The 25,991-nt window shown below is 73.8% G+C and carries 22 protein-coding genes; 11 read left to right on the top strand and 11 right to left on the bottom strand.

All coding sequences use genetic code 11. The annotated features are described in order from the left end of the window. Positions 1–3: 3 nt before the first annotated feature. On the bottom strand, positions 4–666 hold the full coding sequence (locus ACZ407_RS28105; RefSeq protein ID WP_468133083.1) for a VIT1/CCC1 transporter family protein: 663 nt from the start codon (positions 664–666) through the stop codon (positions 4–6). Between the two features lie 103 nt (positions 667–769). Between ACZ407_RS28105 and ACZ407_RS28100 the strand changes: the two genes are divergently transcribed. Further along, the gene (locus ACZ407_RS28100; RefSeq protein WP_468133015.1) at positions 770–1,897 is read left to right on the top strand and encodes a PP2C family protein-serine/threonine phosphatase; all 1,128 of its coding nucleotides are present in this window, start codon (positions 770–772) and stop codon (positions 1,895–1,897) included. 117 nt (positions 1,898–2,014) lie between these two features. Here ACZ407_RS28100 and ACZ407_RS28095 read toward each other — a convergent pair whose 3' ends face one another. Then, positions 2,015–2,677, bottom strand: a complete 663-nt coding sequence (locus ACZ407_RS28095; protein ID WP_468133013.1) for a TetR family transcriptional regulator — start codon at positions 2,675–2,677, stop codon at positions 2,015–2,017. Between the two features lie 121 nt (positions 2,678–2,798). Here ACZ407_RS28095 and ACZ407_RS28090 point away from each other — a divergent pair, with 121 nt between their 5' ends. Next, a complete protein-coding gene (locus ACZ407_RS28090; protein ID WP_468133011.1) occupies positions 2,799–3,569 on the top strand; it encodes an SDR family NAD(P)-dependent oxidoreductase in 771 nt (256 codons plus the stop codon). A gap of 19 nt (positions 3,570–3,588) precedes the next feature. On the opposite strand, the gene ACZ407_RS28085 is transcribed toward ACZ407_RS28090, so the two are convergent. After that, positions 3,589–4,107, bottom strand: a complete 519-nt coding sequence (locus tag ACZ407_RS28085) for a DUF4240 domain-containing protein (RefSeq protein WP_468133081.1) — start codon at positions 4,105–4,107, stop codon at positions 3,589–3,591. Between the two features lie 56 nt (positions 4,108–4,163). On the opposite strand from ACZ407_RS28085, the gene ACZ407_RS28080 reads away from it, so the two are divergent. Next, a complete protein-coding gene (locus tag ACZ407_RS28080; protein ID WP_468133009.1) occupies positions 4,164–5,162 on the top strand; it encodes an SDR family oxidoreductase in 999 nt (332 codons plus the stop codon). 112 nt (positions 5,163–5,274) lie between these two features. On the opposite strand, the gene aceE is transcribed toward ACZ407_RS28080, so the two are convergent. The 5 genes from aceE to ACZ407_RS28055 all read right to left on the bottom strand — a co-directional run bounded on the left by aceE (position 5,275) and on the right by ACZ407_RS28055 (position 14,122). Beyond that, on the bottom strand, positions 5,275–7,956 hold the full coding sequence (gene aceE, locus ACZ407_RS28075; RefSeq protein WP_468133007.1) for a pyruvate dehydrogenase (acetyl-transferring), homodimeric type: 2,682 nt from the start codon (positions 7,954–7,956) through the stop codon (positions 5,275–5,277). Between the two features lie 363 nt (positions 7,957–8,319). Next, positions 8,320–8,955, bottom strand: coding sequence for a GntR family transcriptional regulator (locus ACZ407_RS28070; RefSeq protein WP_468133079.1), 636 nt, complete (start codon positions 8,953–8,955; stop codon positions 8,320–8,322). Between the two features lie 142 nt (positions 8,956–9,097). Beyond that, the gene (gene sucB, locus ACZ407_RS28065; protein WP_468133005.1) at positions 9,098–10,858 is read right to left on the bottom strand and encodes a 2-oxoglutarate dehydrogenase, E2 component, dihydrolipoamide succinyltransferase; all 1,761 of its coding nucleotides are present in this window, start codon (positions 10,856–10,858) and stop codon (positions 9,098–9,100) included. 54 nt (positions 10,859–10,912) lie between these two features. Continuing rightward, positions 10,913–12,301, bottom strand: a complete 1,389-nt coding sequence (lpdA, locus tag ACZ407_RS28060; protein ID WP_468133003.1) for a dihydrolipoyl dehydrogenase — start codon at positions 12,299–12,301, stop codon at positions 10,913–10,915. 291 nt (positions 12,302–12,592) lie between these two features. Further along, positions 12,593–14,122 (bottom strand): leucyl aminopeptidase, encoded by a 1,530-nt coding sequence (locus ACZ407_RS28055; protein WP_468133001.1) that lies wholly within the window; start codon positions 14,120–14,122, stop codon positions 12,593–12,595. A 339-nt stretch (positions 14,123–14,461) separates the two neighbouring features. On the opposite strand from ACZ407_RS28055, the gene ACZ407_RS28050 reads away from it, so the two are divergent. From ACZ407_RS28050 to ACZ407_RS28030, 5 genes are all read left to right on the top strand, one after another. Then, the gene (locus ACZ407_RS28050; protein ID WP_468132999.1) at positions 14,462–16,495 is read left to right on the top strand and encodes a hypothetical protein; all 2,034 of its coding nucleotides are present in this window, start codon (positions 14,462–14,464) and stop codon (positions 16,493–16,495) included. Between the two features lie 103 nt (positions 16,496–16,598). Then, complete coding sequence (gene pelF, locus ACZ407_RS28045; RefSeq protein ID WP_468132997.1) at positions 16,599–18,128, top strand: GT4 family glycosyltransferase PelF; 1,530 nt, start codon at positions 16,599–16,601, stop codon at positions 18,126–18,128. After that, positions 18,125–19,657 (top strand): hypothetical protein, encoded by a 1,533-nt coding sequence (locus ACZ407_RS28040; RefSeq protein ID WP_468132995.1) that lies wholly within the window; start codon positions 18,125–18,127, stop codon positions 19,655–19,657. The genes pelF and ACZ407_RS28040 overlap by 4 nt, the downstream gene beginning before the upstream one ends. A 137-nt stretch (positions 19,658–19,794) precedes the next feature. Next, entirely contained in the window at positions 19,795–20,442 is a 648-nt protein-coding gene (locus tag ACZ407_RS28035) for a spherulation-specific family 4 protein (protein ID WP_468133077.1), read from the top strand. Then, positions 20,439–21,320, top strand: a complete 882-nt coding sequence (locus ACZ407_RS28030; RefSeq protein WP_468132993.1) for an endo alpha-1,4 polygalactosaminidase — start codon at positions 20,439–20,441, stop codon at positions 21,318–21,320. Before ACZ407_RS28035 ends, ACZ407_RS28030 begins: the two co-directional genes overlap by 4 nt. 39 nt (positions 21,321–21,359) lie before the next feature. On the opposite strand, the gene ACZ407_RS28025 is transcribed toward ACZ407_RS28030, so the two are convergent. Then, positions 21,360–22,199 (bottom strand): adenosylcobinamide-GDP ribazoletransferase, encoded by an 840-nt coding sequence (locus tag ACZ407_RS28025; protein WP_468132991.1) that lies wholly within the window; start codon positions 22,197–22,199, stop codon positions 21,360–21,362. Between the two features lie 70 nt (positions 22,200–22,269). Here ACZ407_RS28025 and ACZ407_RS28020 point away from each other — a divergent pair, with 70 nt between their 5' ends. Then, positions 22,270–23,112 carry a hypothetical protein gene (locus ACZ407_RS28020; protein ID WP_468132989.1) on the top strand — a complete coding sequence of 281 codons (843 nt, stop codon included), beginning with the start codon at positions 22,270–22,272 and terminating at the stop codon, positions 23,110–23,112. Here the strand turns inward: ACZ407_RS28020 and pspAA are convergent. Further along, on the bottom strand, positions 23,084–23,362 hold the full coding sequence (gene pspAA / locus ACZ407_RS28015; protein WP_468132987.1) for a PspA-associated protein PspAA: 279 nt from the start codon (positions 23,360–23,362) through the stop codon (positions 23,084–23,086). The genes ACZ407_RS28020 and pspAA overlap by 29 nt on opposite strands. A gap of 14 nt (positions 23,363–23,376) precedes the next feature. Next, the gene (locus tag ACZ407_RS28010) at positions 23,377–24,165 is read right to left on the bottom strand and encodes a PspA/IM30 family protein (RefSeq protein WP_468132985.1); all 789 of its coding nucleotides are present in this window, start codon (positions 24,163–24,165) and stop codon (positions 23,377–23,379) included. A 264-nt stretch (positions 24,166–24,429) separates the two neighbouring features. On the opposite strand from ACZ407_RS28010, the gene ACZ407_RS28005 reads away from it, so the two are divergent. Both ACZ407_RS28005 and ACZ407_RS28000 read left to right on the top strand, forming a co-directional pair. Beyond that, entirely contained in the window at positions 24,430–25,029 is a 600-nt protein-coding gene (locus ACZ407_RS28005) for a DUF3043 domain-containing protein (RefSeq protein WP_468132983.1), read from the top strand. Between the two features lie 38 nt (positions 25,030–25,067). Next, positions 25,068–25,820 carry a methyltransferase domain-containing protein gene (locus tag ACZ407_RS28000; RefSeq protein WP_468133075.1) on the top strand — a complete coding sequence of 251 codons (753 nt, stop codon included), beginning with the start codon at positions 25,068–25,070 and terminating at the stop codon, positions 25,818–25,820. Positions 25,821–25,991: the final 171 nt, after the last annotated feature.

Here is a 25,991-nt window from a genome sequence, read left to right as displayed (position 1 = left end):
CGGCTACGCGCCGATCCAGCGGCCGACCACGTACGTCACGGCCATCGCCAGGGCCCCGCCCGCCGCGTTGCGCAGCACCGCCCGGAGCCGCGGGGCGGCTCCCAGCTGCGCGCTGACCAGCCCGCACACGGCCAGGGCGGCCAGCACCGCGGCCACCGTCACCGGCACCCGCAGCCGGGCCGGCGGCAGCAGGATCGCCAGCAGCGGCAGCAGCGCCCCGGCCGTGAAGGCCAGGAAACTGGCGGCCGCGGCGTGCCAGGGATTGGCCAGCTCGTCCGGCTCGATGCCCAGCTCCACCCGCGCGTGCGCGCGCAGCGCATCCCGCGCGCTCAGCTGCTCGGCGGCCTCGCGGGCCACCTCCCGGCTCAGCCCGCGCTCCTGCAGCAGGTCCGCCAGCTCGTCGAGTTCCGCCTCGGGATCGGCCGCCAGCTCCTGCCGCTCGGCGTCCAGCGCGGCCCGCTCCGAGTCGCGCTGCGAGCTGACCGACACGTACTCGCCCGCCGCCATCGACAGCGAGCCGGCCAGCAGCCCGGCCACCCCGGCCGCGAGCAGCGAGGCGCGGGAGGTGGTGGCGCCCGCCACGCCGACGACCAGGCCCGCGGTCGAGGTGATCCCGTCGTTCGCGCCGAGCACCCCGGCGCGCAGCCAGTTCAGCCGGGTGCTCATCGCCCCGGGCCGGTTCGCTTCCGTCACGGGACCACTGTCGGGTCCGCGCCCGTCCGGGGCCACCCGGGGTGCGCGGGCGGCGCGGGCGTACGAGGGTGAGGGGGTGAGGATCAGGCGCCGAGCGGCGGAGCCGGGCTGGCTGCGCGGGGCGCCGCCGCCCCGGTGGGCCCGGGTGGCGCCGGTCGTCGCGCTGGTGCTGCTCTCGGCCGCCCAGCTGCTCACCCCCGCCAGCGTGGAGCTGGGCTTCTTCCTCGCGGCGGTGCCCCCGGTCGCGGCCTTCTCGTACGGTGCGGCCGGCACCTCGGTGTTCGCGGGCGTGGTGCTCGTCCTGCTGGGCGTCCCGCACCTGAGGGTGGCGCACGCCCGCGGCACCGACCTGGCGACGGTGGCCGCGGTGGGGCTGCTGAGCGTGGTCCTGTCCTGGGTGCGGCGGCGCCGGGACCAGCAGCTCGTGAGCGTACGGACGGTCGCCGAGGCGGCCCAGCTCGCGGTGCTGCCCCCACTGCCGGAACGGGTGGGTCCGGTGCGCTGCTCGGGGCTCTACCGGGCGGCGCAGCGCGGCACGCTCGTCGGCGGGGACCTGTACGACGTACGGGACGGGCCCTACGGGGTGCGGGCCCTGGTCGGGGACGTGCAGGGGCACGGGCTGGCGGCGGTGGGCACCGTGGCCGCACTGCTCGGCGCCTTCCGCGAAGGGGTCCTCGACGACGCCGAACTGACCGCGGTGGCGGCCCGGCTGGACCGGCGGCTCGTCACCGACTCGGCAGGGGTGCCGCACGCGGAGCTCTTCGCGACGGCCGTGCTGCTGGAGTTCCCGCCCGGGCAGCGGGCCGTACGGGTGCTGTGCTGCGGGCATCCGCCGGCGGTGCTGGTGCGGGGTCGGACGGCGGGGGAGGTGGCGGCGGACACGGGGGTGCCGCTGGGGCTGGGGCTGGCGGGAGTGGCGCCGGCGGGCGTGGCCACGGTGCCGCTGCTGCCGGGGGACCGGCTGCTGCTGCACACGGACGGGATCACGGAGGCGCGGGATGCGGGCGGGGCCTTCTATCCGCTGCTGCTGCGGCTTCCCTTCCTCCTGGCGGAGGGGGCCGACCTTGCGGGTGCCGTCTGGCGCGACCTGACCCGCTTCACGGACGGCCTCACGGACGACGTGGCCCTGCTCGTCCTCTCGCGCGACCCTGCCCCGGGGGCTCCGCCCCCGGATCCCCGCGCCTCAAGCGCCGGCGGGGCTTGATCCTGGTCCGCAGTAACTTCGGCCCGCAGGTGAAGGCCCGGCGGGGGCGAAGCACCGCCCGTCCGGCGTTCGAGGACCGGGGGTGCGGGGCGGAAGCCCCCGAAGGGCGTGCGGCGGTCAGGACAGCAGCGCGAGGCCGCCCGTGAGGCGGGCGAGGCAATGGAGGGCCAGGTCCGCGGGGGAACCGGGGCCGGCGGTCGGGGCGTCCCCCACCGCCCAGACCTCCAGCGCGATCCGGATCGCATCCGTGGCCGCGGCCGCGAGCAGCCGCACCTCCAGCGGGTCGGCACCACCCCCCGCCAACCGCCCCAGCACCGGCACCAACCGCTCCTCGGAATCCTGGTTCACCCGGTACCAGACCGCCCGCAGCGCCGGATCGTCCGCGGCTGCCCGCAGCAGCCCCCGGGTCCACCGCAGCGCCTCCTCCCCTTCCGGCGGCACCGTCAGCGCCTCGGCCACGGCCCGTTCCAGCGCCTCCCGCAGGGGCGCGCCGGGGCCGCGCGGCTCGGCGGCCTCCAGCAGGCCCCGCCACGCGTCGCCGCCGCGCGCCAGCAGCGGGGCCACCGCGTCCTGCTTGCTGCGGAAGTAGCGGTAGAAGGTGCGCAGGGCCACCCCCGCCGCGTGCGCGATGTCCTCGGCGGTGGTCCCGTCCGGACCGTGCTCCGCGAACAGCGCGCACGCGGCGCGCGCGATGTCGAGCTGGGTGGCGGCCTTGCGGCGCTCGGTCAGGGACTGCGGGCCGGGACCGGCGCTGGGCGTGTAGGGGCGCGGGGACTTCACCCCGGAAGCCTACGCCGCCGCTCCCTCGGATGGCGTGAAATGACACTCTGGCAAAACGTGCCAGTTTCTCGGTACGCTCGAAGGGCCGGACCCCGTCCCACCCCACCGCCACGGAGAACCCATGAACCGCTACGAAGGCCGCCGCGTCCTGATCACCGGAGCAGGCTCCGGCATCGGCCGGGCCACCGTCCACCGCATCCTCGCCGAAGGCGGCCGGGTCCACGCCGCCGACGTCAGCGAGGCCGGACTCAAGACCACCGCCGAGCAGGCCGAGGCCGCCGGCACGGCCGACCGGCTCACCACCGCCCTCCTCGACATCTCCGACGAGGCCGCGGTCACGGCGGGCGTGGCGGCCGCCGTGGACGCCCTCGGCGGCATCGACGTACTCGTCAACGCGGCCGGAATCCTCCGCTCCGAGCACACCCACAAGACCACCCTGGACCTGTGGAACGCGGTGATCTCGGTCAACCTGACCGGCACCTTCCTGATGGTCCGCGAGTCCCTCCCCGCCCTGCTCGCCGGGGACCGGCCCGTCATCGTCAACTTCAGCTCCACCTCGGCCTCGTTCGCCCACCCCTACATGTCGGCGTACGCGGCCTCCAAGGGCGGCATCCAGTCCATGAGCCACGCCCTGGCCGCCGAGTACAGCAAGCAGGGCCTCCGGGTCGTCTGCGTGGCCCCCGGCTCCATCGAGAGCGGCATGACCACCGGCCACGGCCCCGGCCTGCCCGAGGACACCGACTGGTCGCTGTTCGCCAAGCTCGCCCCCGCCATCGGACAGGGCTTCGCCGGCCCGGAGACCGTCGCCGGCGTGGTCGCCATGCTCGGCTCCGAGGACGGCGCCTTCATCACCGGCACCGAGATCCGCATCGACGGCGGCACCCACTACTGACCGAGCCCGCAGGCGGCGGTCAGGACCGGAAGCGGTCCCACAGCCGGGGGAAGCGCTCCGCGAGCACGGCTTCGTTCTCGAAGTCCAGCGCAGTCCCCTCCGGCTCCGCCGCCTGCAGCGGCACCCCCAGGTCCGGCGCCACCGCCCCCGTGAGCTGCTCGTACGCCTCGTCGGCCGCGTACCCCAGCTCCTCCCCGTCCCCGTCCACCGCCTCGTCGAACTCGCCCAGCAGCTCGGCCAGCCGGTCCGGCTCGTGCAGGGCCCCCTCGAACACCTCGCGGCCCTGCCCGATCAGCCAGCACCGGAAGAAGTCGAACGCGTCGTCGCTCGCCCCGTCGAGGAGCACCCAGGCCGCCCCCCACAGGTCCCAGGTGTACGCCCGGTTGTACCGGGCCTCGAAATGCCGGGCGAAGTCCAGGACGGAGTCCGGGTCGAGCTGCAGCAGCCGCTCGACGAGCAGGTCGGCATGGTCCTCGGGGTCGCCCTCGGCGGCCTCGCGGGTGCTGTCGACGATCTCCCAGAACTCCGTCTCGTCCATCACAGCGTCCAGCATCACCGCTGCACGGGTGCCCCGCCACCGCGAGAATCCGTCGTATGGGAACTCAGCCGGACACCGAGAAGGACACGCGCGGGGGAACGCCCGGAGAAGCACCCCGGCCCGCGCCCGCCGCGGCCGGAGCACTCCGCGGAAAGGTCGCCCTGGTGGCCGGGGCCACCCGGGGCGCGGGCCGGGCCATCGCCGTGCAACTGGGCGCGGCCGGCGCCACCGTCTACTGCACCGGACGGACCAGCCGCACCGGACCGGCCCGCGCCAGTGAGGTGGGCCGCACCACCGAGACCATCGAGGAGACGGCCGAACTGGTCACCGCCGCCGGGGGCGAGGGCATCGCCCTGGTGGCCGACCACCTCGACCGGGAGCAGGTGCGCGGCGTGGTCGAGCGCATCGACGCCGGCCACGGCCGCCTCGACCTGCTCGTCAACGACCTCTGGGGCGGGGAGCACCTGGTGGTCTTCGGCAAGCGGATCTGGGAGACCGACCTCGACCAGGGCCTGCGCATGCTCGAACTGGGCGTCAAGAGCCACATCCTCACCAGCTGGCACGCCCTGCCGCTGCTGGTCCGCAACCCCGGCGGGCTCGTCGTGGAGATCACCGACGGTACGGCCGAGACCAACGAGCGCTTCCGCGAGAACTTCTTCTACGACCTGGCCAAGAACGGCCCGATCCGGATGGCCCGCACCCTCGCCCACGACCTGCAGGGCACCGGCTGCCACGCGGTGTCCGTCACCCCCGGCTGGCTCCGCTCGGAACAGATGCTGGAGGCCTTCGGGGTCACCGAGGCGAACTGGCGCGACGCCGTCGCCAAGGTCCCCGGCTTCGGGGTCTCCGAGTCCCCCGTGTACGTGGCCCGCGCGGTCGCCGCCCTGGCCGCGGACCCGGACGTCTCCCGCTGGAACGGCCAGTCCCTCTCCAGCGGGCAGCTGGCCCGGGTCTACGGGTTCACCGACGCCGACGGCAGCCGGCCGGACGCCTGGGCGTACATCCGGGAAGTCGAGATCGGCGGCGCCGACCGCTCCCCGGACGAGTACCGCTGAGGACCGGTCCCCGGCCGAGCCCCGCCGCGGACCCGTACGGACCCGCAACGGAACGAGCGGCCGCACCCCTCCCCCGGGGGTGCGACCGCTCGCGCTCACGGGGCGCCGCGCCTTACAGGCCGTAGCGCTCCCGGGCCTCCTTGACCGCGGAGGCCGGGACCTCGCCGCGGCGGGCCAGCTGGGCCAGCGCCGCGACGACGATCGACGGGGCGTCCACGCCGAAGTGGCGGCGGGCACCCTCGCGGGTGTCGGAGAGGCCGAAGCCGTCCGTGCCCAGCGAGGTGTAGTCGCCCGGGACCCACTGGCTGATCTGGTCCGGAACCTGGCGCATCCAGTCGGAGACCGCGAGCACCGGGCCCGGGGCGCCCTCCAGCACGCGGGTGACGTACGGGGTGCGCTCCTCGCCGCGCAGCAGGGCCTCGTCGCACTCCAGCGCGTCGCGGCGCAGCTCGCCCCACGAGGTGGCGGACCAGACGTCGGCGGCCACGTTCCAGTCGGCGGCCAGCAGCTGCTGGGCCTCCAGGATCCAGTGGATCGCCGTGCCGGACGCCATCAGCTGGATCTTCGGGGCCTCGGCGGCCGGCGCGTTCTCCAGGTCCGAGGCCCGGTTGAAGCGGTACAGGCCCTTGATGATGCCTTCCTCGACGCCCTCGGGCATCGCGGGCTGCACCTTCGGCTCGTTGTAGACCGTCAGGTAGTAGAAGACGTCCTCGGGGGTCTCGCCGTACATGCGGCGCAGACCGTCCTTGACGATGACGGCGATCTCGTACGCGAAGGCCGGGTCGTAGTTGAGCGAGGCCGGGTTCGTGGACGCGATCAGGTGCGAGTGGCCGTCCGCGTGCTGGAGGCCCTCACCGGTCAGCGTGGTGCGGCCGGCGGTGGCGCCGACGATGAAGCCCTTGCCGAGCTGGTCGGCGAGCTGCCACATCTGGTCGGCGGTCCGCTGCCAGCCGAACATCGAGTAGAAGATGTAGAACGGGATCATCGGCTCGCCGTGCGTCGCGTACGACGTGCAGGCGGCGATGAAGTCGGCCATGGCGCCGGCCTCGGTGATCCCCTCGTTGAGGATCTGGCCGTCCTTGGCCTCCTTGTAGTACATCAGCTGGTCGCGGTCGACCGGCTCGTACGTCTGGCCCAGCGGCGAGTAGATGCCGGCCGACGGGAAGAGCGACTCCATGCCGAAGGTGCGCGCCTCGTCGGGGACGATCGGCACCCAGCGCTTGCCGGTCTCCTTGTCCCGCATCAGGTCCTTGACCAGCCGGACGAAGGCCATGGTGGTGGCCATCTCCTGCTTGCCGGAGCCCTTGATCAGCGGGGCGAAGGAACGGTCCGCCGGGGCGGGCAGGGCCACGTGGTGGACCTTGCGGGCCGGGGCCGGGCCGCCGAGGGCCGCGCGGCGCTCGTTCAGGTAGCGGACCTCGGGGCTGTCCGCGCCCGGGTGGCCGTAGGGGACCTGGCCGTCGGCGAAGGCGCTGTCCGGGATCGGGAGTCCGAGCTTGTCGCGCATGCTCTTGAACTCGTCGATCGTCAGCTTCTTCATCTGGTGGTTCGCGTTCTTCGACTCGAACCCGGCACCCAGGGTGTAGCCCTTGACGGTCTGCGCGAGGATGACCGTCGGCGCACCCTTGTGCTCCAGCGCGGCCTTGTACGCGGCGTAGACCTTGCGGGGCTCGTGGCCGCCGCGCGAGGTGTGGAAGCACTCGGCGATCTTCGCGTCGGACAGCACGCCCGCGAGCTGCACCAGCTCGGCGTTGACCCCGAAGAAGTGGTCGCGGATGTACGCCACGTCGCGGGTCGCGTACGTCTGGAACTGCGCGTCCGGGACCTCGCGGAGGCGGCGGACCAGGGCACCCGTGGTGTCGAGCTGGAAGAGCTCGTCCCAGGCGGAGCCCCACAGGGTCTTGATGACGTTCCAGCCGGCGCCGCGGAACTGGGCCTCCAGCTCCTGGACCACGCGGAAGTTGGCGCGGACCGGGCCGTCGAGGCGCTGCAGGTTGCAGTTGATGACGAACGTCAGGTTGTCGAGCTGCTCGCGGGAGGCCAGGGCCAGGGCGGCGGTCGACTCGGGCTCGTCCATCTCGCCGTCGCCCAGGAAGGCCCAGACGTGCGAGTTGGCGGTGTCCTTGATGTTCCGGTTCTGCAGGTAGCGGTTGAAGCGCGCCTGGTAGATCGCGGAGAGCGGGCCGAGGCCCATGGAGACCGTGGGGAACTCCCACAGCCAGGGCAGGCGCCGCGGGTGCGGGTAGGAGGGCAGGCCGTTGCCGCCCGACTCCTGCCGGAAGTTGTCGAGCTGCTGCTCGGAGATGCGCCCGTCGAGGAAGGCGCGGGCGTAGATGCCGGGGGAGGCGTGGCCCTGGATGTAGAGCTGGTCGCCCGAGCCGTCGGCCTCCTTGCCCCGGAAGAAGTGCTGGAAGCCGGTCTCGTAGAGCCAGGCCGCCGAGGCGAAGGTGGCGATGTGGCCGCCGACGCCGTACTTGGAGCCGCGGGTCACCATGGCGGCCGCGTTCCAGCGGTTCCACGCGGTGATCCGGGCCTCCATCTCCTCGTCACCCGGGAACTCGGGCTCGGCGGAGGTGGGGATGGTGTTGACGTAGTCCGTCTCCAGCAGCTTCGGCAGGGCGAGCCCGGCGGCCTCGGCGTGGTGGAGCGTACGGCGCAGCAGGTACTCGGCACGGCGGGTGCCGGCGGCCTTCGCAACGGCGTCGAGCGACTGCGCCCATTCGGCGGTCTCTTCGCTGTCGCGGTCCGGGAGCTGGTCGAGCTCGCTCGGAAGCTTGGCTACGGGGTCGGACATCGGTGTGCGCCGCCTTCCGGACTGGAAACGGGGGTGGAGATGGGGGTCCCTGACGGGCAGGACAGGGCAGGCGGACCTGGTTGTGGTCCGCGGAAGACTGTAAATCCCTGATCGATGATCGATCAAACGATTGACGTGGAAATTTACTCGAATTGGCAAAGTCGGCATTGCGTGCCGCTTAACGGGGCACCGGGTGCCAGGGCATATGAAGGCAAAGCCGGACATCCCGCTGTGCGGGAGGGCGGGCTCCGAGCGGGGTCGGCGGCCCCCGGCCGGCGGGGGTCAGGACCCGTACAAGTCCTGACCCGGCGGTCCGGCCGGGCGGTCCGACCGCGTGGTCGGCCGGGGGGTCGGCCGGGCGGATCAGGCCCGCGGGGCGCAGCCGAGCACGTGCCGCCTGACCAGCAGGCCGATCTCCGGGTCGTTGCGCCGGAAGGCCTCGACGAGCATCTCGTGCTCCTCGGCGAACGCCTTCTGGACCGTGCCCAGCCACCGGATCGACAGGGCCGTGAACACCTCGATGCCCAGGCTCTCCCAGGTGTGGAGCAGCACGCTGTTGCCGGCCGCGCCCACCATCGCGCGGTGGAAGGCCACCGTGTGGCGCACCTGGGCCGTGCTGTCCTCCAGCCGGTCGGCCTCCCGCAGGGCCACCACGTGCGGTTCCAGCAGCCGGTCCAGCAGGGCGGCGTCCGAGGCCAGCCGGGGAGCGGCCAGCTCCGCGGCGATCTGCTCCAGGCCGGCGCGCACCGGGTAGATCTCGTCCAGGTCGGACGCGGTGAGGTTGCGGACGCGTACGCCCTTGTTCGGGGCCGACTCGATCAGCCGGAGGGTCTCCAGCTCGCGCAGTGCCTCCCGTACGGGGGTCTGGCTCACCGCCAGTTCGACCGCGATCCGGCGCTCCACGATCCGCTCGCCGGGCTTCCAGCGGCCGCTGACGATCCCCTCCACGATGTGCTCGCGGATCTGCTCGCGCAGCGAGTGCACGACGGGTGGGGTGATCATCGGGGCTTCATCTCCTGGGGCGCGCAGGGGCAGGGGCGGCATCGTGGTGCTGGCCTGAGCGTAGACAATACGGCGGCGCCCCCGCCCGGAAGTGCTCCGGGCGGGGGCGCCGACGTGAGGATCGTTACAACGGGGCCGGTCAGAGGCCCAGTTCGACCTCGAACTCGCCGGCCTCGAGGATCGCCTTGACTGCCGTCAGGTAGCGGGCGGCGTCCGCGCCGTCCACCAGGCGGTGGTCGTAGGAGAGCGACAGGTAGGTCATGTCGCGCACGGCGATGACCGTGCCCTCGGGGGTCTCGACGACCACGGGACGCTTGACCGTGGCGCCGATGCCCAGGATCGCGACCTGGTTCGGCGGCACGATGACCGTGTCGAACAGCGCGCCGCGCGAGCCGGTGTTGCTGATGGTGAAGGTCGCGCCCGAGAGCTCGTCCGGCGTGATCTTGTTGCCGCGGACCTTGCCGGCCAGGTCGGCCGTGGCCTTGGAGATGCCGGCCAGGTTGAGGTCGCCCGCACCCTTGATGACCGGGGTCATCAGGCCCTTCTCGGAGTCCACGGCGATGCCGATGTTCTCCGAGTCGAAGTAGGTGATGGTGCCCTCGTCCTCGTTGATCCGGGCGTTGACGACCGGGTGGGCCTTCAGCGCCTGGGCAGCGGCCTTGACGAAGAACGGCATCGGGGAGAGCTTGACGCCCTCGCGGGCCAGGAACGCGTCCTTGGCCTTGCCCCGCAGCTTCATGATCTTGGTGATGTCCACCTCGACCACGGAGGTCAGCTGGGCCTGCGAGTGCAGCGCCTTCATCATGTTGTCGCCGATGACCTTGCGCATGCGGGTCATCTTGACCGTCTGGCCGCGCAGCGGGGAGGCCTCGACGGCCGCGGCCTTCGGGGCTGCCGCGGCGGGGGCGGCGGCAGCCGGAGCGGCGGCGGCCTTGGCGGCCTCCGCAGCGGCGATGACGTCCTGCTTGCGGATGCGGCCGCCGACGCCGGTGCCCTGCACCTGCGACAGGTTGACGCCCGACTCCGAGGCCAGCTTGCGGACCAGCGGGGTCACGTAGGCACCCTCGCCACCGGCGGAGACCGGGGCGGCGGGGGCGGCCGGGGCGACCGGCGCGGCGACCGGGGCCGGAGCGGCCACGGGGGCCGGGGCGACCGGGGCGGCCGGGGCGGCGACCGGAGCCGGGGCGGCCACGGGGGCCGGGGCGGCGACCGGAGCCGGAGCGGCGACCGGGGCCGGAGCGGCCGCCGGAGCCGGGGCGGCGGGGGCGGCCGGGGCCGCGGGAGCCGCACCGGCGGTGCCGATGACGGCGAGACGGGCGCCGACCTCGGCGGTCTCGTCCTCGCCGACCAGGATCTCCAGCAGGGTGCCGGAAACCGGCGCCGGGATCTCGGTGTCCACCTTGTCGGTCGAGACCTCGAGCAGCGGCTCGTCGGCCTCGATGCTGTCGCCGACCGACTTCAGCCAGCGGGTGACGGTGCCCTCGGTGACGGACTCGCCCAGGGCGGGCAGCACCACGTCGGTGCCGGACGCGGCGGGGGCCGCGGCGGCGGGGGCGGCCGGGGCCTCGGCGACGGGCGCCGGAGCCGCGGGGGCCTCGGCGACCGGGGCCGGAGCCGCGACCGTCTCGGCGGCGGGCGCCGCGGCGGCCGCGGGGGCGCCGGTGCCGTCGTCGATGATGGCCAGCTCGGCGCCGACCTCAACGGTCTCGTCCTCGGCCACCTTGATGGAGGCGAGGATGCCGGAGGCCGGGGCCGGGATCTCGGTGTCGACCTTGTCGGTCGACACCTCGAGAAGCGGCTCGTCGGCCTCGACGCGCTCGCCTTCGGCCTTGAGCCAGCGGGTGACAGTGCCCTCGGTGACGCTCTCGCCGAGCGCCGGAAGGGTTACGGAAACCGCCATGGTTTCTGTTGCTCCTTACGAATTGCGGAAGTGGTCGTCGCGCCCGAGGGACTGCTAGTCGTGGGCGTGCAGCGGCTTGCCGGCCAGGGCCAGGTGGGCCTCGCCCAGGGCCTCGTTCTGGGTCGGGTGCGCGTGGATGAGCTGCGCGACCTCGGCCGGCAGGGCTTCCCAGTTGTAGATCAGCTGGGCCTCGCCGACCTGCTCGCCCATCCGGTCACCGACCATGTGGACGCCGACCACGGCACCGTCCTTGACCTGGACGAGCTTGATCTCGCCCGCGGTCTTCAGGATCTTGCTCTTGCCGTTGCCCGCCAGGTTGTACTTGAGGGCGACGACCTTGTCCGCGCCGTAGATCTCCTTGGCCTTGGCCTCGGTGATGCCGACGGAGGCCACCTCGGGGTGGCAGTACGTGACGCGCGGAACGCCGTCGTAGTCGATCGGGACGGCCTTCAGGCCGGCCAGGCGCTCGGCCACGAGGATGCCCTCGGCGAAGCCGACGTGCGCGAGCTGGAGGGTCGGGACGAGGTCGCCGACGGCCGAGATGGTCGGCACGTTGGTCTGCATGTACTCGTCGACCAGGACGTAGCCGCGGTCCATCGCGACGCCCTGCTCCTCGTAGCCCAGGCCCTGGGAGACCGGGCCGCGGCCGATGGCGACCAGCAGCACCTCGGCCTCGAAGGTCTTGCCGTCGGCCAGGGTGACCCGCACGCCGTTCTCGGTGTACTCGGCCTTGTCGAAGAAGGTGCCGAGGTTGAACTTGATGCCGCGCTTGCGGAAGGAGCGCTCAAGGATCTTGGAGCTGTTCTCGTCCTCGACCGGGACGAGGTGCTTCAGACCCTCGATGATCGTGACGTCGGTGCCGAACGACTTCCACGCCGAGGCGAACTCGACGCCGATGACGCCGCCGCCGAGGATGATCGCGGACTCCGGCACGCGGTCCAGGACCAGCGCGTGGTCCGAGGAGATGATCCGGTTGCCGTCGATGGCCAGGCCCGGCAGCGACTTCGGCACGGAGCCGGTCGCCAGCAGGACGTGGCGGCCCTGGATGCGCTGGCCGTTCACGTCGACGGAGGTCGGGGAGGACAGCCGCCCCTCACCCTCGATGTAGGTCACCTTGCGGGAGGCGACCAGACCCTGCAGGCCCTTGTACAGGCCGGCGATCACGTCGTCCTTGTACTTGTGGACGCCCGCGATGTCGATGCCCTCGAAGGAGGCCTTGACACCGAACTGAGCGGCCTCGCGGGCCTGGTCCGCGATCTCTCCGGCGTGCAGCAGAGCCTTGGTGGGGATGCAGCCGTTGTGCAGGCAGGTGCCGCCGAGCTTGTTCTTCTCGATCAGGGCAACGTCCAGACCCAGCTGGGAGGCGCGCAGCGCCGCGGCGTAACCGCCACTGCCACCGCCGAGGATCACTAGGTCGAAAACGGTGCTGGCGTCGTTCGCCACGTCACGTCCTCCATGCATGTGCGCCGGGCACCGGTCCTCTGTGACCGGGCGGCGGCTGGTATTCGGCCGCTGTTTCTTCGGCCCTGTGGTGGGGGCCCTGTCCTGCCGAGAACCCATCTTCGCATTTGTCGAGGGAACGCGGGACGCCGGGCCCGGGGTGCAGCGGGCGGTTCGGCCCGAAGGAGGGGTCACCGCCGGGGGGAAACCTGCGGATTTCGTCGAGAGTGAACACGGCCCCGGACCGTCTTCGGTCCGGGGCCGTGTTCACGACAAAACGTGCGGATCGGCAGATCAGCCCAGGTCGCCGGTGGCGGTGCGCTCGGCGAGGCGGACCAGAGTGCGGACCGCGGAGCCGGTGCCGCCCTTCGGGGTGTAGCCGTACGGCGCACCCTCGTGGAAGGCCGGGCCGGCGATGTCGAGGTGCGCCCAGGTGATGCCCTCGCCCAGGAACTCCTGGAGGAAGATGCCGGCCACCAGGCCGCCGCCCATGCGCTCGCCCATGTTGGCGAGGTCGGCGGTGGGGGAGTCCAGGCCCTTGCGCAGGTCGGCGGGGAGCGGCATCGGCCAGGAGGCCTCGCCGACCTCCTCGGCGATCTCGTGGATCGAGGTGCGGAACGCGTCGTCGTTCGCCATGATGCCGAACGTGCGGTTGCCCAGGGCCAGCACCATCGCGCCGGTCAGGGTCGCCACGTCGACGATCGCGTCCGGGTTCTCCTCGGAGGCCTTGGTCAGCGCGTCGCCGAGCACCAGGCGGCCCTCGGCGTCCGTGTTCAGGACCTCGACGGTCTTGCCGTTGTACATGCGCAGCACGTCGCCGGGGCGGGTGGCGCTGCCGGAGGGCATGTTCTCGGCGAGCGCGAGCCAGCCGGTCACGTTGACCTCCAGGCCCAGCCGGGCCACGGCGACGACGGAGCTGAACACGGCGGCGGCGCCGGCCATGTCGCACTTCATCGTCTCGTTGTGGCCGGCCGGCTTCAGGGAGATGCCGCCCGAGTCGTAGGTGATGCCCTTGCCCACGTAGGCGAGGTGCTTCTCCGCCTTCGGGTGGGTGTAGGAGATCTTGACCAGGCGCGGCGGGTTCTCGGAGCCCTTGCCGACGCCCATGATGCCGCCGTAGCCGCCCTTGACCAGGGCCTTCTCGTCGAGGACCTGCACCTTGACGCCGAGCTCCTTCGCGGTCGCGGAGGCGACGGCGGCGAAGGCCTCGGGGGTCAGCTCGTTCGGCGGGGTGTTGACCAGGTCGCGGGCGATGTTGGTCTCGCCGGCCACGATCCGGGCGCGCTCGACGGCGGCCTTGTGCTCCTTGTCGCGCGGCTTGGCGCCCAGCAGGGCGGCCTCGGCCAGCGGGAGCTTGCCGGAGTCGGCCTTCGCGCCCTTCTTGGCGCCGCCCTGGTAGGCGGTGAAGGCGTACGCGCCCAGCAGCGCGCCCTCGGCGACGGCGGTGACCGCGGAGGCGTCCTCCAGCGGCAGCGCGAACGCGGCCTTCTTGGTGCCGGCGAGCGCCCGGGCGGCGACACCGGCGGCGCGGCGCAGCGCGTCCTCGTCGTAGGACTCGTCCTTCTCCGGGACGGAGCCGAGGCCGACCGCCAGCACGACCGGGACCTTCAGCCCGGCGGGGGCCGGGAGCTTGGTGACCTCGCCGTCGGCGCCCGAGGCGCCCAGGGCGTCGAGCACGGCGGCGAGCTTGCCGTCGAACGCCTCGTCCACGGCCTCGGCGCCGGGGGCGACGACGGGGCCCTTGGCGCCCTTCGCGACACCGACGACGAGGGCGTCGGCGCGCAGCGTCGCCGCGCCGGCAGTGCTGAGAGTCAGAGCAGTCACGGTGGTGAAGTCTCTCTTCCGTTGTTGTGAAGGCCGTGGGGGTGGCCGGCCGTAGTCGCGATCGTAGTTCGGGCCCCGCGGCCGCCCGACACGAGCCTACGCGTCAGGACTCATCCGTACGCCACTCGAAGGTTGGCCAGGTTGTTCGACCTGTGCATCACATGGTTCACCCATCTGTGGTCACTGCTCCAGGTTTGCCGCCGACCCGAAGAGCCGTCCGCAACACTCGAGCCACTCTCGCAAGGGGACGCGGGGTTCCTTTGCACGATTTCCACAGAGCCTCACCCATACGGCCCCCCACGGCCGCGGGCCGGGGCGCCTGCGGGGGGAAAGGCCACGATGGTCCACAGGAACCGGATGAACCGGCGCGCAGCCGCCTGCCTTGCGGCGGCCCTGGTCTCGCTCGCCGCACCCGCGGCCACGGCGCGTGCCGCGGAGGACGCCCTCACGCCGCGGATCGACCTGAAGGTGCTGGTCGTCGACGACGGCGGCAGCGCGGTCGAGGCCCTCACCGCCGAGCTCCGCGACACCGGGGTCCCGTACACCCGGGTCGAGCTCGGGCAGGAGGGCCGTCCGGTCGTGGACGCCGCCTTCCTGAGCGACACGGTCGACGGCCGGCCGCGCGCCAAGTACCAGGGCGTGGTCCTGCCCAACGAGGACCCGTTCGGCGCGGGCTCCGCCGAGATGGCCGCCCTGGCCGCCTACGAGCGCACGTTCGGCATCCGGCAGATCGACGCGTACACGTGGGCGCACCCGGGCGTCGGCCTCGACTACACGGACAACGGCGGTTACGCCGGCACCCTCGACGGGACCGCGGCCGCCGTCACAGCCGCCGGCGCCTCCGGCCCGTTCGGCTACCTCGGCGGGCAGGTCGCCTTCGAGGACAACTCGGCCCTGATCCCCGAGAGCTACGGGTTCATGGGCCGGCCGCGGCCGGGCTACACCAGCTACCTGGACGCGCCCGCGGGCTCCGGACGGGCCTCGCTGGTGGGCGAGTACGTCCACGACGGGCGCAGCGAACTCGTCGTCACCTTCGGCTACAACCAGTACCAGCGGCAGTTCCGGCTGCTCGCCCGCGGCATGGTGGAGTGGCTCACCCAGGGGGTGCACCTCGGCCAGAGCCGCAACTACTTCGCCGTCCACGTGGACGACGTCTTCGCCCCCGACGCCCGCTGGGACCCCGAACTCGACTGCACCCCCGGGGACTACGACTGCGCCGGCGGCGAGGGCGCGGGCAGCACCATCCGCATGACGGCCGCCGACGCCGAGTACGCCGCCCAGTGGCAGCAGGCCAAGGGCTTCACCCTCGACATGGTCTACAACGCGGGCGCCGGCGAGGAGTGGAAGGCCGAGAACGGCGGCACCGACGCGCTCGCCGCCCGGCTCGTCGCCGACCGGGCCCGCTACCGCTGGATCAACCACACCTACACCCACCCCTTCCTCGGCTGCGTCCAGGACACCGCCACCGTGCCGTGGACCTGTGCGAAGGACGCGCAGGGGGCCACCCTGTGGATGGGCCGCGCCGAGATCTCCGCGCAGATCCGCGACAACCACGACTGGGCCGCTGCCAAGGGCATCTCCGTCGACCGCGGCGAGCTCGTCACCGGCGAGCACTCCGGCCTCAGGACCCTGCCCCAGCAGCCGGCGGACAATCCCCACCTGGCCGGCGCCCTCGCCGACAACGGGGTCAAGTGGATCGCGAGCGACAACTCGCGCGAGCCGCAGCAGCGGCCCGTGGGCAGCGCGCAGACCGTCCCGCGCCACCCGATGAACATCTACTACAACACCGGCCGCCGCTCCGAGATGGCCGACGAGTACAACTGGGTCTACACCAGCACCGAGGACGGCGGCAGCGGCGTCTGCGAGTCCAACCCGGCCTCCACCTGCCTGCCCGAGCCGCTCGACACCGCCACCGGCTACCTCGCGTACATCGTCCCGCAGGAGGCCCGCACCGCCCTGCGGCACGTGCTCGCCAACGACCCGCGCCCGCATTACGTGCACCAGTCGAACCTGGCCGAGGACCGCATCCTCTACCCGGTGCTCGACGAGGTCATCGACACCTACCGCACCCTCTTCGCCGCCAACACCCCGCTGGTGAACCAGCGCCAGCGCGACACCGGCGCCGAACTCGACCGCCGCGCCGCCTGGGACCGGGCGCTCGCCGAGGGCAAGGTCACCGCCTACCGCATCGGCACCGCCGTCACCGTCAAGGCCCCCGCCGGGGTGCCGGCCCCGGTCACCGCCCCCGAGGGCACCCGCAAGCAGCTGCTCCTCGGCACCGCCGCCTACGGCACCGCCTACGCGGGCGCCCGCTCCGCGTGGACCTCGCCCGAGCTGCTCCAGTCGGCCGTCACCCTCCGCCTGCCCGGCTGACCCGACCCGCTCTCCCACGGCCGAGCGGGCCACCGCGCCCGCTCGGCCGTCAGCCCTGCGCGCACCGCACTTCACAGCCAGTTCTCTGGGGGGACACACCGCAATGAGCCATGGGCGCCACGTCACCATGCTCACCGAAGGCACCTACCCGCACGTCCACGGGGGCGTCAGCACCTGGTGCGACCAGCTGGTCCGCGGCATGCCGGAGGTCGACTTCAACGTAGTCGCCCTCACCGGCACCGGCCGCGAACCGGTCACCTGGGAGCTGCCCCGCAACGTCTACCGGCACACCGCCGTCCCGCTGTGGGGGCCGCCCCCGCACCCCGGCCGCCGCGCCGCCCTCCGCGGCCGCGCCCACCGCCGCTTCACCGAGACCTACGAGCGCTTCCTGACCTGCCTGCTCGACCCCGCGTACGACCCCGCCGGCGAGGCCTTCTCGGCGGCCCTCTACGACCTCGCCCGGCTGGCCCGGGCCGGCCGGCTCTCCGCCGCCCTGCGCTCCGAAGCCGTCCTGCGCGTCCTGATGACCGCGTGGCTGCGGCCCGGACTGCCCACCGCCGCCGCCCGCCCCACCCTCCACGACGCGCTGACCGCCACCGACCTGCTGGAGCACGCCCTGCGGCCGCTGGCCGTCCGCATCCCGCCGGACTGCGTGGCGCACGCCGTCAGCAGCGGGCTGGCCACCCTGCCCGCACTCGCCGCCAAGCACCTCGACGGAGTGCCCTTCCTGCTCACCGAGCACGGCATCTACCTCCGCGAGCGCTACCTCGGCTACCGCAGCGCCGCCCAGCGCTGGCCCGTCAAGGCCCTGATGCTCGGCTTCTACCGCGCCCTCAACTCCGAGGGGTACCGGCAGGCCGACCTCATCACCCCCTGCAACCGCTACAACCGCCGCTGGGAAGAGCGCGGCGGCGCGCCCGCCGACCGGATCCGCACCGTCTACAACGGTGTCGACCCGCACGCCTTCCCCGACGCCGGCCCCGAGCCGGACGTGCCCACCCTCAGCTGGTGCGGCCGCATCGACCCCATCAAGGACCTGGAGACCCTCATCCGCGCCTACGCCCTGATGCGCGCCGAACTCCCCGCCCTGCGGCTGCGGCTGTTCGGCCCGGTCCCGGCCGGCTGCGAGGACTACCGCACCCGCCTGGAGAAGCTCGCCGCCGAACTCGGCGTGAGCGACGGAATCACGTACGAAGGAAGGATCAGCCAGGTCGCCAAGGCCTACGCGGCCGGCAGCATCGTCATGCTGTCGAGCATCAGCGAGGGCTTCCCCTTCAGCATCATCGAAGCCATGTCCTGCGGGCGCACCACCGTCTCCACGGACGTCGGCGGGGTCCGCGAGGCCGTCGGGGACACCGGCCTCGTGGTCCCGCCGCGCGAACCCGAGCTGATGGCCCGCGCCACCCTCGCCCTGCTCCGCGACGACGCCCGGCGGGCCGAACTCGGCCGGCTCTCCCGGCAGCGGGTCGTCGAGCAGTTCACCCTGCACCGCTCGGTCGACGGCTTCCGCCACATCTACCGCGAACTGGCCCGCGGGCCGCTCCCCGCCCTCCCGCCGCAGCCCGCCCGGGAGCCCTGGACCACCGCCGACCCCTGGTACCGCGAGCTCGCAGCCGATGGAAGTGCCTGGTGAGCGGCGGACTGTGGCTCACCCCGGGCGCCCGGTCCGGCCAGGACACCCTGCCGCGCATCCCGCGCCCGCGCCGCAGCGGTCCCCCCGCCGCGGACCCCATGGAGGAACTCGCCGGCCGGCTGGAGCCCCTCGTCGCGGCGGCCGTCCACCCGGACGAGATCGCCGCCGTCCTGGAGTCCGACGGCATGACCGACGAGCACATCCGGCTCACGTACGGCCGCCCCGACTCCTTCGCCCTCGCCGAGGCCCTCTACGCGAAGGTCCCGCGCGCCTTCCCGGAGCCGGAGGGCGCCGCCGACCCCTGGCGGGTCTCCCTCGTCGCCTGCCTGCTGCGCGGGGTGGTCTTCGCCCTCCCCGGACTCGCGTACGTGCTGGGCGCCCCGCTCCTCGAAGGCCCCCCGGACCGGCTCGGCCTGCCCAACGGCACCCTCACCCTGCTGGCCGGCGCCCTCATCGGCTGGGTCTGGGACCAGACCCTCTCCCACCGGGCGTACTCCTGGCTGGGCCTGGGCGACCGGGCCGCCGCCGGCCGCACCCTGCTCGTCGGAGCCCCCGCCGGAGCCCTGCTCGGCGGCGCCGCCGCGCTGGCCGTGCCCGGGCCCGGGTTCTCCGCCGCCTTCGCCGCCGGACAGGCCTGCTACGTCGGCGCGGCCACCGTGCTGCTGGTCCTCGGCCGGGAGCGGCTGCTGCTCTGCGCCCTCACCCCCATGGCCGCCGGCTCCCTCGTGGCCCTCGCCGTCGGCCTGCCGCTCCCGGTACGCGTCACCCTGCTGGCCCTCTCCCTGCTCGCCGCCTGCACCCTCGCCGTGCGCGAACTGCCCGTCGCCGCAGGGCTGCGGGCCGCCGCGGCCCGGGTGCGCGGCCGCCGGGCCCACCGGGGGACGGGCGGGGCGGTGCGCTGGCGGATGCTGCGCGGCCCCGAGGAGGAGTTCGTGCCGCGCGGCCCCCGCTTCGCGGACTCGCTCCCGTACGGGCTGTTCGGCCTCGGCACCGGCGTGCTCGTGCTGTACGCGGCGCTGGGGGAGGTCCTCGCCGGCGGTCCGGCCGAGGCCGCCGCCGCGCCCTCCGCAGTGGCCCTCACCCTCAGCATGGGCCCGGCCGAATGGCTGCTGCACCGATTCCGCAGCGGCAGCCTGGCCGGACTGCGCTCGGCCCGCACCCCCGCCGGGTTCCGGCGGCAGATGGCGCTCACCCTGGCCCGCTGCCTGACGGCCTATCTGGCGGTGCTGCTCCTGCTGGGCGTCGCCGGCACCCTGCTGTGGCCGGGGGCGCCCGGTCTCGGCGGGGCCCGGGTGCTGACCCTCCTGCTGCTCGGCGCCGTCATGTGGACCGGGCTGCTGCTCCAGTCCTTCGGAGCGGTCCGGCTCGCGGCCGGCGTGTGCGCCCTCGCGGCGGCCGCGCAGAGCGCCGCGTTCCTCACCGGCGCCGGCAGTCCGCGACTGGTGCAGGTACTGGTGGCGGGCGGGGCGGCCGCAGTGCTGTCCGCCCTGGTCTGCACCCTCCTCGGCCGCGCCACGGCCCACCGCTAGGTCGTGTCTTTCGGATATTGCCGGTCAGGCAAGATCCGGAAGACACGGCCTAGGACCGGAGCCCGATGCCCGGCGCAGACCGGCGCGGACCGGCAGACGAACGACGACAGTTGAACGAGCAGACGGAGAAGGACGCCATGCTGCTGGTGCCGCTCTACGAGCACCCCGCCGACCGGCCCGAGGCCTGGGAGGCCCTGATCCGCGGGGCCGGCCGGCTGTACGCGGTCGTGCTCAACCCCGACAGCGGTCCGGGCGCCGCCCCCGACGAGCGGTTCGCGGAGGTGGCGGCCAGGCTGCGCGGGTCCGGCGTGCCCGTGCTCGGCTACACCGACACCGACTACGGGCGCCGCACGCACGCCGAGGTCGTGCGCGACCTGCTGCAGCACCGGGACTGGTACGGGGCCGACGGGGCCTTCCTCGACCAGGTGGCCGCCGAGGGGGAGCTGCTGCCCCACTACCGCCGGCTGGCGGTGGCCGCCCGGGCCGCGGGCGCCGCCACGCTCGTCCTCAACCACGGCACCCACCCGCACCCCGGCTATGCGGAACTCGCCGACCTGCTGGTCACGTTCGAGGGCCCCTGGGACGCCTACCGGGACGCGGTGGTCCCGGAGTGGACCGCCGGCCACCCCGCCGAGCGGTTCTGCCACCTCGTGTACGCGGTGCCCGCGGGCGCCCCGGCCGCCGAACTCGCCCTGGCCCGGCGGGCCGCGGTGCACTGCGCGGTACCGGGGGCCGGCGCGCACCCCTGGGGCACCCTGCCGCACGCCCTGGAGCCCGTCCGTTGAGGCGGCGCGGAGGGCCGGCCGTCCCCCTCCTGCTGGCGGCCCTGCTCCTGTCCGCGTGCACCGCCCCGCCGCCGGACCGCGCCGACCCCCGGCCGGGCACCGGGAGCACGCCGGGTGCCACGAGCACCGCGGGCGGCGGCACCGCCACCGGCGAGGCCCCCGGCCCCGTCCACAGCACCGGCCGCTGGCAGCCGCGCCCCGGGCTCGCCTGGCAGTGGCAGCTCAGCGGCCGGCTCGACCGCTCCGCCGACGTACCCGTCTACGACATCGACGGGTTCGAGAACACCGCCGCCGACGTGGCCGCCCTGCACCGGGACGGCCGCAAGGCCGTCTGCTACCTGTCCACCGGCGCCTGGGAGGAGTTCCGCCCCGACGCCGCACGGTTCCCGGCGGCTGTCCTCGGCCGCGGCAACGGCTGGGAGGGCGAGCGCTGGCTCGACATCCGCCGCACCGACGTGCTCGCCCCGCTCATGGCCCGCCGCCTCGACATGTGCCGCGGCAAGGGCTTCGACGCGGTCGAGCCGGACAACATGGACGGCTACCGCAACCGCACCGGCTTCCCCCTGACCGCCGCCGACCAGCTCCGCTACAACCGGCTGATCGCCCGCCTCGCCCACGAGCGCGGACTCGCCGTCGGACTCAAGAACGACCTGGACCAGATCCCGCAGCTCGTCGCCGACTTCGACTTCGCCGTCAACGAGCAGTGCGCCGAATACGGGGAGTGCGACCGGCTGCTCCCCTTCCTCCGCGCCGGGAAGGCGGTCTTCCACGCCGAGTACGAGCTGCCCACCGCCCGCTTCTGCCCCACCAGCCGCCGACTGGGCCTGAGTTCCCTGCTCAAGCGGTACGAGCTGGGCCCCTGGCGCCGCACCTGCTGAGCCCCGTACCCGCCCGGCCCGGGCCGCGGCCGCCGGGCCTCAGCCGAAGGTCAGCACCACCAGGGCGGCGGCCGCCGCGCTCTCCGCGGTCGCCCCGAACACGTCCCCGGTCACCCCGCCGAACCGTCCCACGCACCGCCGCAGCACTCCCTCCGCCACGGCCAGCCCCACCAGCACGGCGGCCGCGGCCCGCACCGCCGCCGGCACCCCGAAGGGCAGCGCCGCCGCCGCGCCCCCGGCCGTCACCAGCGCCGCCGCCACGCCCGCCGAGCGCACCGGCACCGCCCCGGCCACCGCCGCGCCCAGCCCCTCCGGCCGGGCCGGGGGCACGCCCGCGCGCGAGGCCAGGGTCAGCGCCAGCCGGGCGGCGACCGCCGCCAGCACCGCCGCGAACCCGCCCCGGGCCCAGCCCTCCCCGTACAGCTCGGCCAGGGCCGCGGTCTGCAGACCGAGCACCAGCAGCACCGCGATGACCCCGAACGGGCCGATGTCGGACGCCTTCATGATGCGCAGGGCGTCCTCGGCGGGCTTGGCGCTGCCCAGCCCGTCGGCGGTGTCGGCCAGCCCGTCCAGGTGCAGACCGCGGGTCAGCGCCGCGGGCACCGCGGCCGTGGCCACGGCCGCGAGCAGCGGCCCCGAGCCGAGGAGCAGCAGCAGGCAGCCCAGCGCGGCCGCGCACAGGCCCACGACCAGCCCGGCCAGCGGGGCGCACAGCATGCCGGTACGGGCGGCCGGCCGGTCCCAGCGGGTGATGCGGGCGGGCAGCACGGTCAGGGTGCCGAAGGCGAAGCGGAGGCCGTCGGACAGGCGGGCGCGCTCCCCGGGCGGGGGAGCGGGCCGACCGGCCGGCGGGGGCGGGGGCGGGGGTGTCTCGGTCATCGCGGCGAACGCTACCGGGCCGCCCGGGCAGGTAACTTTCCCCATGGGCACCAAAACAGGAGCTGGTGGTATGGGTCACTGGTGGTATCGCAACATCGTGGAACCGGGGAAGCTCCCGCTGCTGCTGGCGCTCGTCTCCTTCGTGATGTCCTTCCTGGTCACGCGGACCATCACCCGGCTGATCCGGGCAGGCCGCGGTCCGTTCAAGAACATCACGCCGGGCGGTCTGCACGTCCACCACGTGGTCCCCGGGGTGATCCTCACCGTCATCGGCGGGTTCGGCGCCATCGGCAGCGCCCACCACAGCTTCGGGGCCCTGCTCTCCGCCGTGCTCTTCGGCCTCGGCGCGGGGCTGGTGCTCGACGAGTTCGCCCTCGTCCTGCACCTGGACGACGTGTACTGGAGCGAGCAGGGCCGCAAGAGCGTGGAGATCGTGGTGCTCACCGCCGCCCTGGTGGCCCTGGTCCTCGGCGGCTTCCTCCCCTTCGGCGTGAACGAGCTGTCCGCGGAGGAGCGCCACAACCGGGGGGTGGTCGTGATCAACACGGCCACGAACTTCTTCCTCGCCCTGATCGCCCTCTGGAAGGGCAAGGCGCGGACGGCGCTCTTCGGCACCGTCATTCCGTTCGTCGCCCTGGTGGGCGCGATCCGGCTGGCCCGGCCGGGGTCCCCGTACGCCAGGAAGTTCTACGCGAACCGGCCGCGGGCACGGGCCCGGGCCGCCCTGCGCGCCTACCACCACGACCGCCGCTGGGCGGCGCCCGGCCGCAAGATCCACGACTGGATCGGCGGAGCCCCGGACCGGGAGCCGGCCCCCGCGGCTCCGGCCGGCCCCGGGGCGGGCCCGGACGGGGGCACCGGCCAGGGCGGCGCAGGGCCGGACCTCAGCCGGGGATCAGACCGTCGTCATTGAGCATGGCGCGGACCTCGTCCAGGCTCGCGTCCGGCGCCGGCAGGATCAGCTCCGAGGGCTCCAGCGCATCATCGGGGAGCGGGGAGCCCAGCTCGCGCACCTTGTCCAGCAACGCCGTCAAGGTGTGCCGGAAGCCCTCCCCGTCGCCCTGCTCCATCTCGTCGAGGAGCTCGTCGTCCAGCCGGTTCAGCTCGGCGAAATGCGCGTCGTCCAGCCTGACCTGGCCTTCCCCCATGATGCGGACAATCATGACGGGCCCCGTTCCTACTGCTTGTCGAAGCGGTGCTGCGGACGCGTCTGCTGCGCCCCGCCGTTCTGCCCGCCCTCGATGGCCTGCGGCGCGGACCCGCCGGCCAGCTCGGCCTTCATCCGCGCGAGCTCCAGCTCCACGTCGGTGCCGCCGGAGAGGCGGTCCAGCTCGGCCTGGATGTCGTCCTTGGCCCCGAGACCGGACTGGTCGTCGAGGGCGCCCGAGGCGAGCAGCTCGTCGATCGCGCCCGCGCGGGCCTGGAGCTGGGCCGTCTTGTCCTCGGCCCGCTGGATGGCGAGGCCGACGTCGCTCATCTCCTCGGAGATGCCGGAGAAGGACTCCGCGATCCGGGTCTGCGCCTGGGCCGCGGTGTAGGTGGCCTTGATGGTCTCCTTGCGGGTGCGGAAGGCGTCGACCTTGGCCTGGAGGCGCTGGGCGGCCAGGGTCAGCTTCTCCTCCTCGCCCTGGAGGGTCTGGTGCTGCACTTCCAGGTCGCTGACCTGCTGCTGGAGCGAGGCGCGGCGGCTGAGCGCCTCCCGGGCCAGGTCCTCGCGGCCGAGCGCCAGCGCCTTGCGGCCCTGGTCCTCCAGCTTGGCGGACTGGCCCTGGAGCTGGTTCAGCTGGAGTTCCAGCCGCTTGCGCGAGGTCGCGACGTCCGCCACCCCGCGGCGCACCTTCTGCAGGAGCTCAAGCTGCTTCTGGTACGAGTAGTCCAGGGTCTCGCGAGGGTCCTCGGCCCGGTCAAGGGCCTTGTTCGCCTTCGCGCGGAAGATCATCCCCATACGCTTCATGACACCGCTCATGGGCTTCGCGCGCCCCCTTCTCGACGGACACCGGCTCGGACTCGAACAGCTCCCACAGTACGCGGGCGCTGCTTCCATTAGCTCACTCTTCCTGCGCTTCTGCGCTCCTCCTCCAGGACGAGTGCGACGCCCTTCCCCTCCGGCCTGAGGAGTAGGTGTCACCCGCAGTCGGCCCGCAGACGCAGTGGTGAAGACGCCCGCCGTTGCCGGATCGTTCCCCGCAGGGGTGGGGTCCATGCCGCACACCCCGTACCCTTGGGTTCTGTGTTTGGTAGCCGTTCCTCCAAGGAAGAGAAGGTCCCCACCGACAAGGTGACCCCGGACCTCTCCAAGCAGCCCCGTGACCCGCAGGCCCCGAAGGGCCGCCCCACACCGAAGCGCGCCGTCGCCCAGTCGCAGCGCCGCAGCGTGGCGGCCTCGACCGGCGACCGCAAGGAGGACGCCAAGCGCGCCCGCGAGCGGCGCCGGACGGAGCTCGCCCGTCAGCGCGAGGCCCTGGCCAGCGGAGACGAGCGCTTCCTGCCGGCCCGCGACAAGGGCCCGGTCCGCCGCTTCGTCCGCGACTACGTGGACTCCCGCTTCACCGTGGCCGAGTTGTTCCTGCCGCTGGCCGTGGTCATCCTCGTCCTGAGCATGATCCGCGTGCCCGCCCTCCAGAACATCGCCCTGCTGCTGTGGCTCGCGGTGATCGCGCTGATCATCGTCGACTCCATCGGCATCGTGTTCCGCCTGCGCAAGGCCCTGAACCAGCGCTTCCCGGACGAGCCGAAGCGCGGCGCCGTCGCGTACGGCCTCATGCGCACCCTCCAGATGCGCCGGCTGCGGCTGCCCAAGCCGCAGGTCAAGCGCGGAGAGCGGCCCTGAGCGGAGCGGACGGCTTCGCGGGGGGCGCAGGCCCCTGGCTGTCGGGTCTCGGCGGCCTCCGCAATGCCGTCCGCCAGGAGCTCGTCGCCCGGCAGGTCGACGAGCAGATCGGGCAGCGCTTCCCCGTGGGGCAGCGGCTGCGGATACTCGACGTCGGCATGGGGCAGGGCACCCAGGCGCTGCGCCTGGCCCGCGCCGGGCACCTCGTGACCGGCCTGGAGTCCGATCCCGAGATGCTGGCCGCCGCCCAGGAGGCGCTGGCCGGCGAGCCGGCCGGGATCCGCGACCGGGTCCGCCTGATGGCGGGCGACGGCCGGGAGACCGGCGCGCACTTCCTGCCGGGCAGCTTCGACGTGGTCCTCTGCCACGGCGTGCTCATGTACGTGCCGGAACCGGACGCCATGCTGGCCGGGCTCGCCCGCATGCTGGCCCCGGGCGGCCTGCTGTCCCTGCTCGTCCGCAACGGGGACGCGCTCGCCATGCGGGCCGGTCTCGCCGGGGACTGGGAGACCGCGAACGCCGCCTTCGACTCGGCCGAGTACACCAACCGGCTCGGCCTGCCGGTGCGCGCCGACCGGCTCGGTGCCCTCACCGCCACCCTGGCCGGGATCGGGGCCCCGCTCCAGTCCTGGTACGGCGTGCGCGTCTTCACGGACACCGCCGAGGACGGCGCCGCCCTGCCCCCGCAGGACGAGCTGGACCGGCTGCTGGCCGCCGAGGACCGCGCGGGCCGCACCGACCCGTACCGGGCGGTGGCCGCCCTCCTGCACCTGTGCGGCGTACGCGGCTGAAGCCGCCCACCCGTCCGCGGTGCGGGTCCACCGGCCGCAGCCGCCGGCGCGCAGCCGAGCGCGGGGACGGCGCCGGGACCACCGGCGACGGCACCGGGCGGGACCCGGACGGCACGGGCGCGACCCGGCGACGGCCCGGACACGGCGAAGGCCCCCCGCCGCACACGCGGC

The sequence above is a fragment of the Streptomyces sp. NPDC030809 genome (assembly GCF_055572195.1).
This window is presented reverse-complemented; position numbering and strand designations above follow the sequence as displayed.

Coding starts and splice junctions, on each gene's coding strand:
- ACZ407_RS28105 (WP_468133083.1), bottom strand. CDS start 666: ATGAGCACCCGGCTGAACTGGCTGCGCGCCGGGGTGCTCGGCGCGAAC.
- ACZ407_RS28090 (WP_468133011.1), top strand. CDS start 2,799: ATGAACCGCTACGAAGGCCGCCGCGTCCTGATCACCGGAGCAGGCTCC.
- ACZ407_RS28085 (WP_468133081.1), bottom strand. CDS start 4,107: ATGGACGAGACGGAGTTCTGGGAGATCGTCGACAGCACCCGCGAGGCC.
- ACZ407_RS28080 (WP_468133009.1), top strand. CDS start 4,164: ATGGGAACTCAGCCGGACACCGAGAAGGACACGCGCGGGGGAACGCCC.
- aceE (WP_468133007.1), bottom strand. CDS start 7,956: ATGTCCGACCCCGTAGCCAAGCTTCCGAGCGAGCTCGACCAGCTCCCG.
- sucB (WP_468133005.1), bottom strand. CDS start 10,858: ATGGCGGTTTCCGTAACCCTTCCGGCGCTCGGCGAGAGCGTCACCGAG.
- ACZ407_RS28050 (WP_468132999.1), top strand. CDS start 14,462: ATGGTCCACAGGAACCGGATGAACCGGCGCGCAGCCGCCTGCCTTGCG.
- pelF (WP_468132997.1), top strand. CDS start 16,599: ATGAGCCATGGGCGCCACGTCACCATGCTCACCGAAGGCACCTACCCG.
- ACZ407_RS28035 (WP_468133077.1), top strand. CDS start 19,795: ATGCTGCTGGTGCCGCTCTACGAGCACCCCGCCGACCGGCCCGAGGCC.
- ACZ407_RS28025 (WP_468132991.1), bottom strand. CDS start 22,199: ATGACCGAGACACCCCCGCCCCCGCCCCCGCCGGCCGGTCGGCCCGCT.
- ACZ407_RS28020 (WP_468132989.1), top strand. CDS start 22,270: ATGGGTCACTGGTGGTATCGCAACATCGTGGAACCGGGGAAGCTCCCG.
- pspAA (WP_468132987.1), bottom strand. CDS start 23,362: ATGATTGTCCGCATCATGGGGGAAGGCCAGGTCAGGCTGGACGACGCG.
- ACZ407_RS28010 (WP_468132985.1), bottom strand. CDS start 24,165: ATGAGCGGTGTCATGAAGCGTATGGGGATGATCTTCCGCGCGAAGGCG.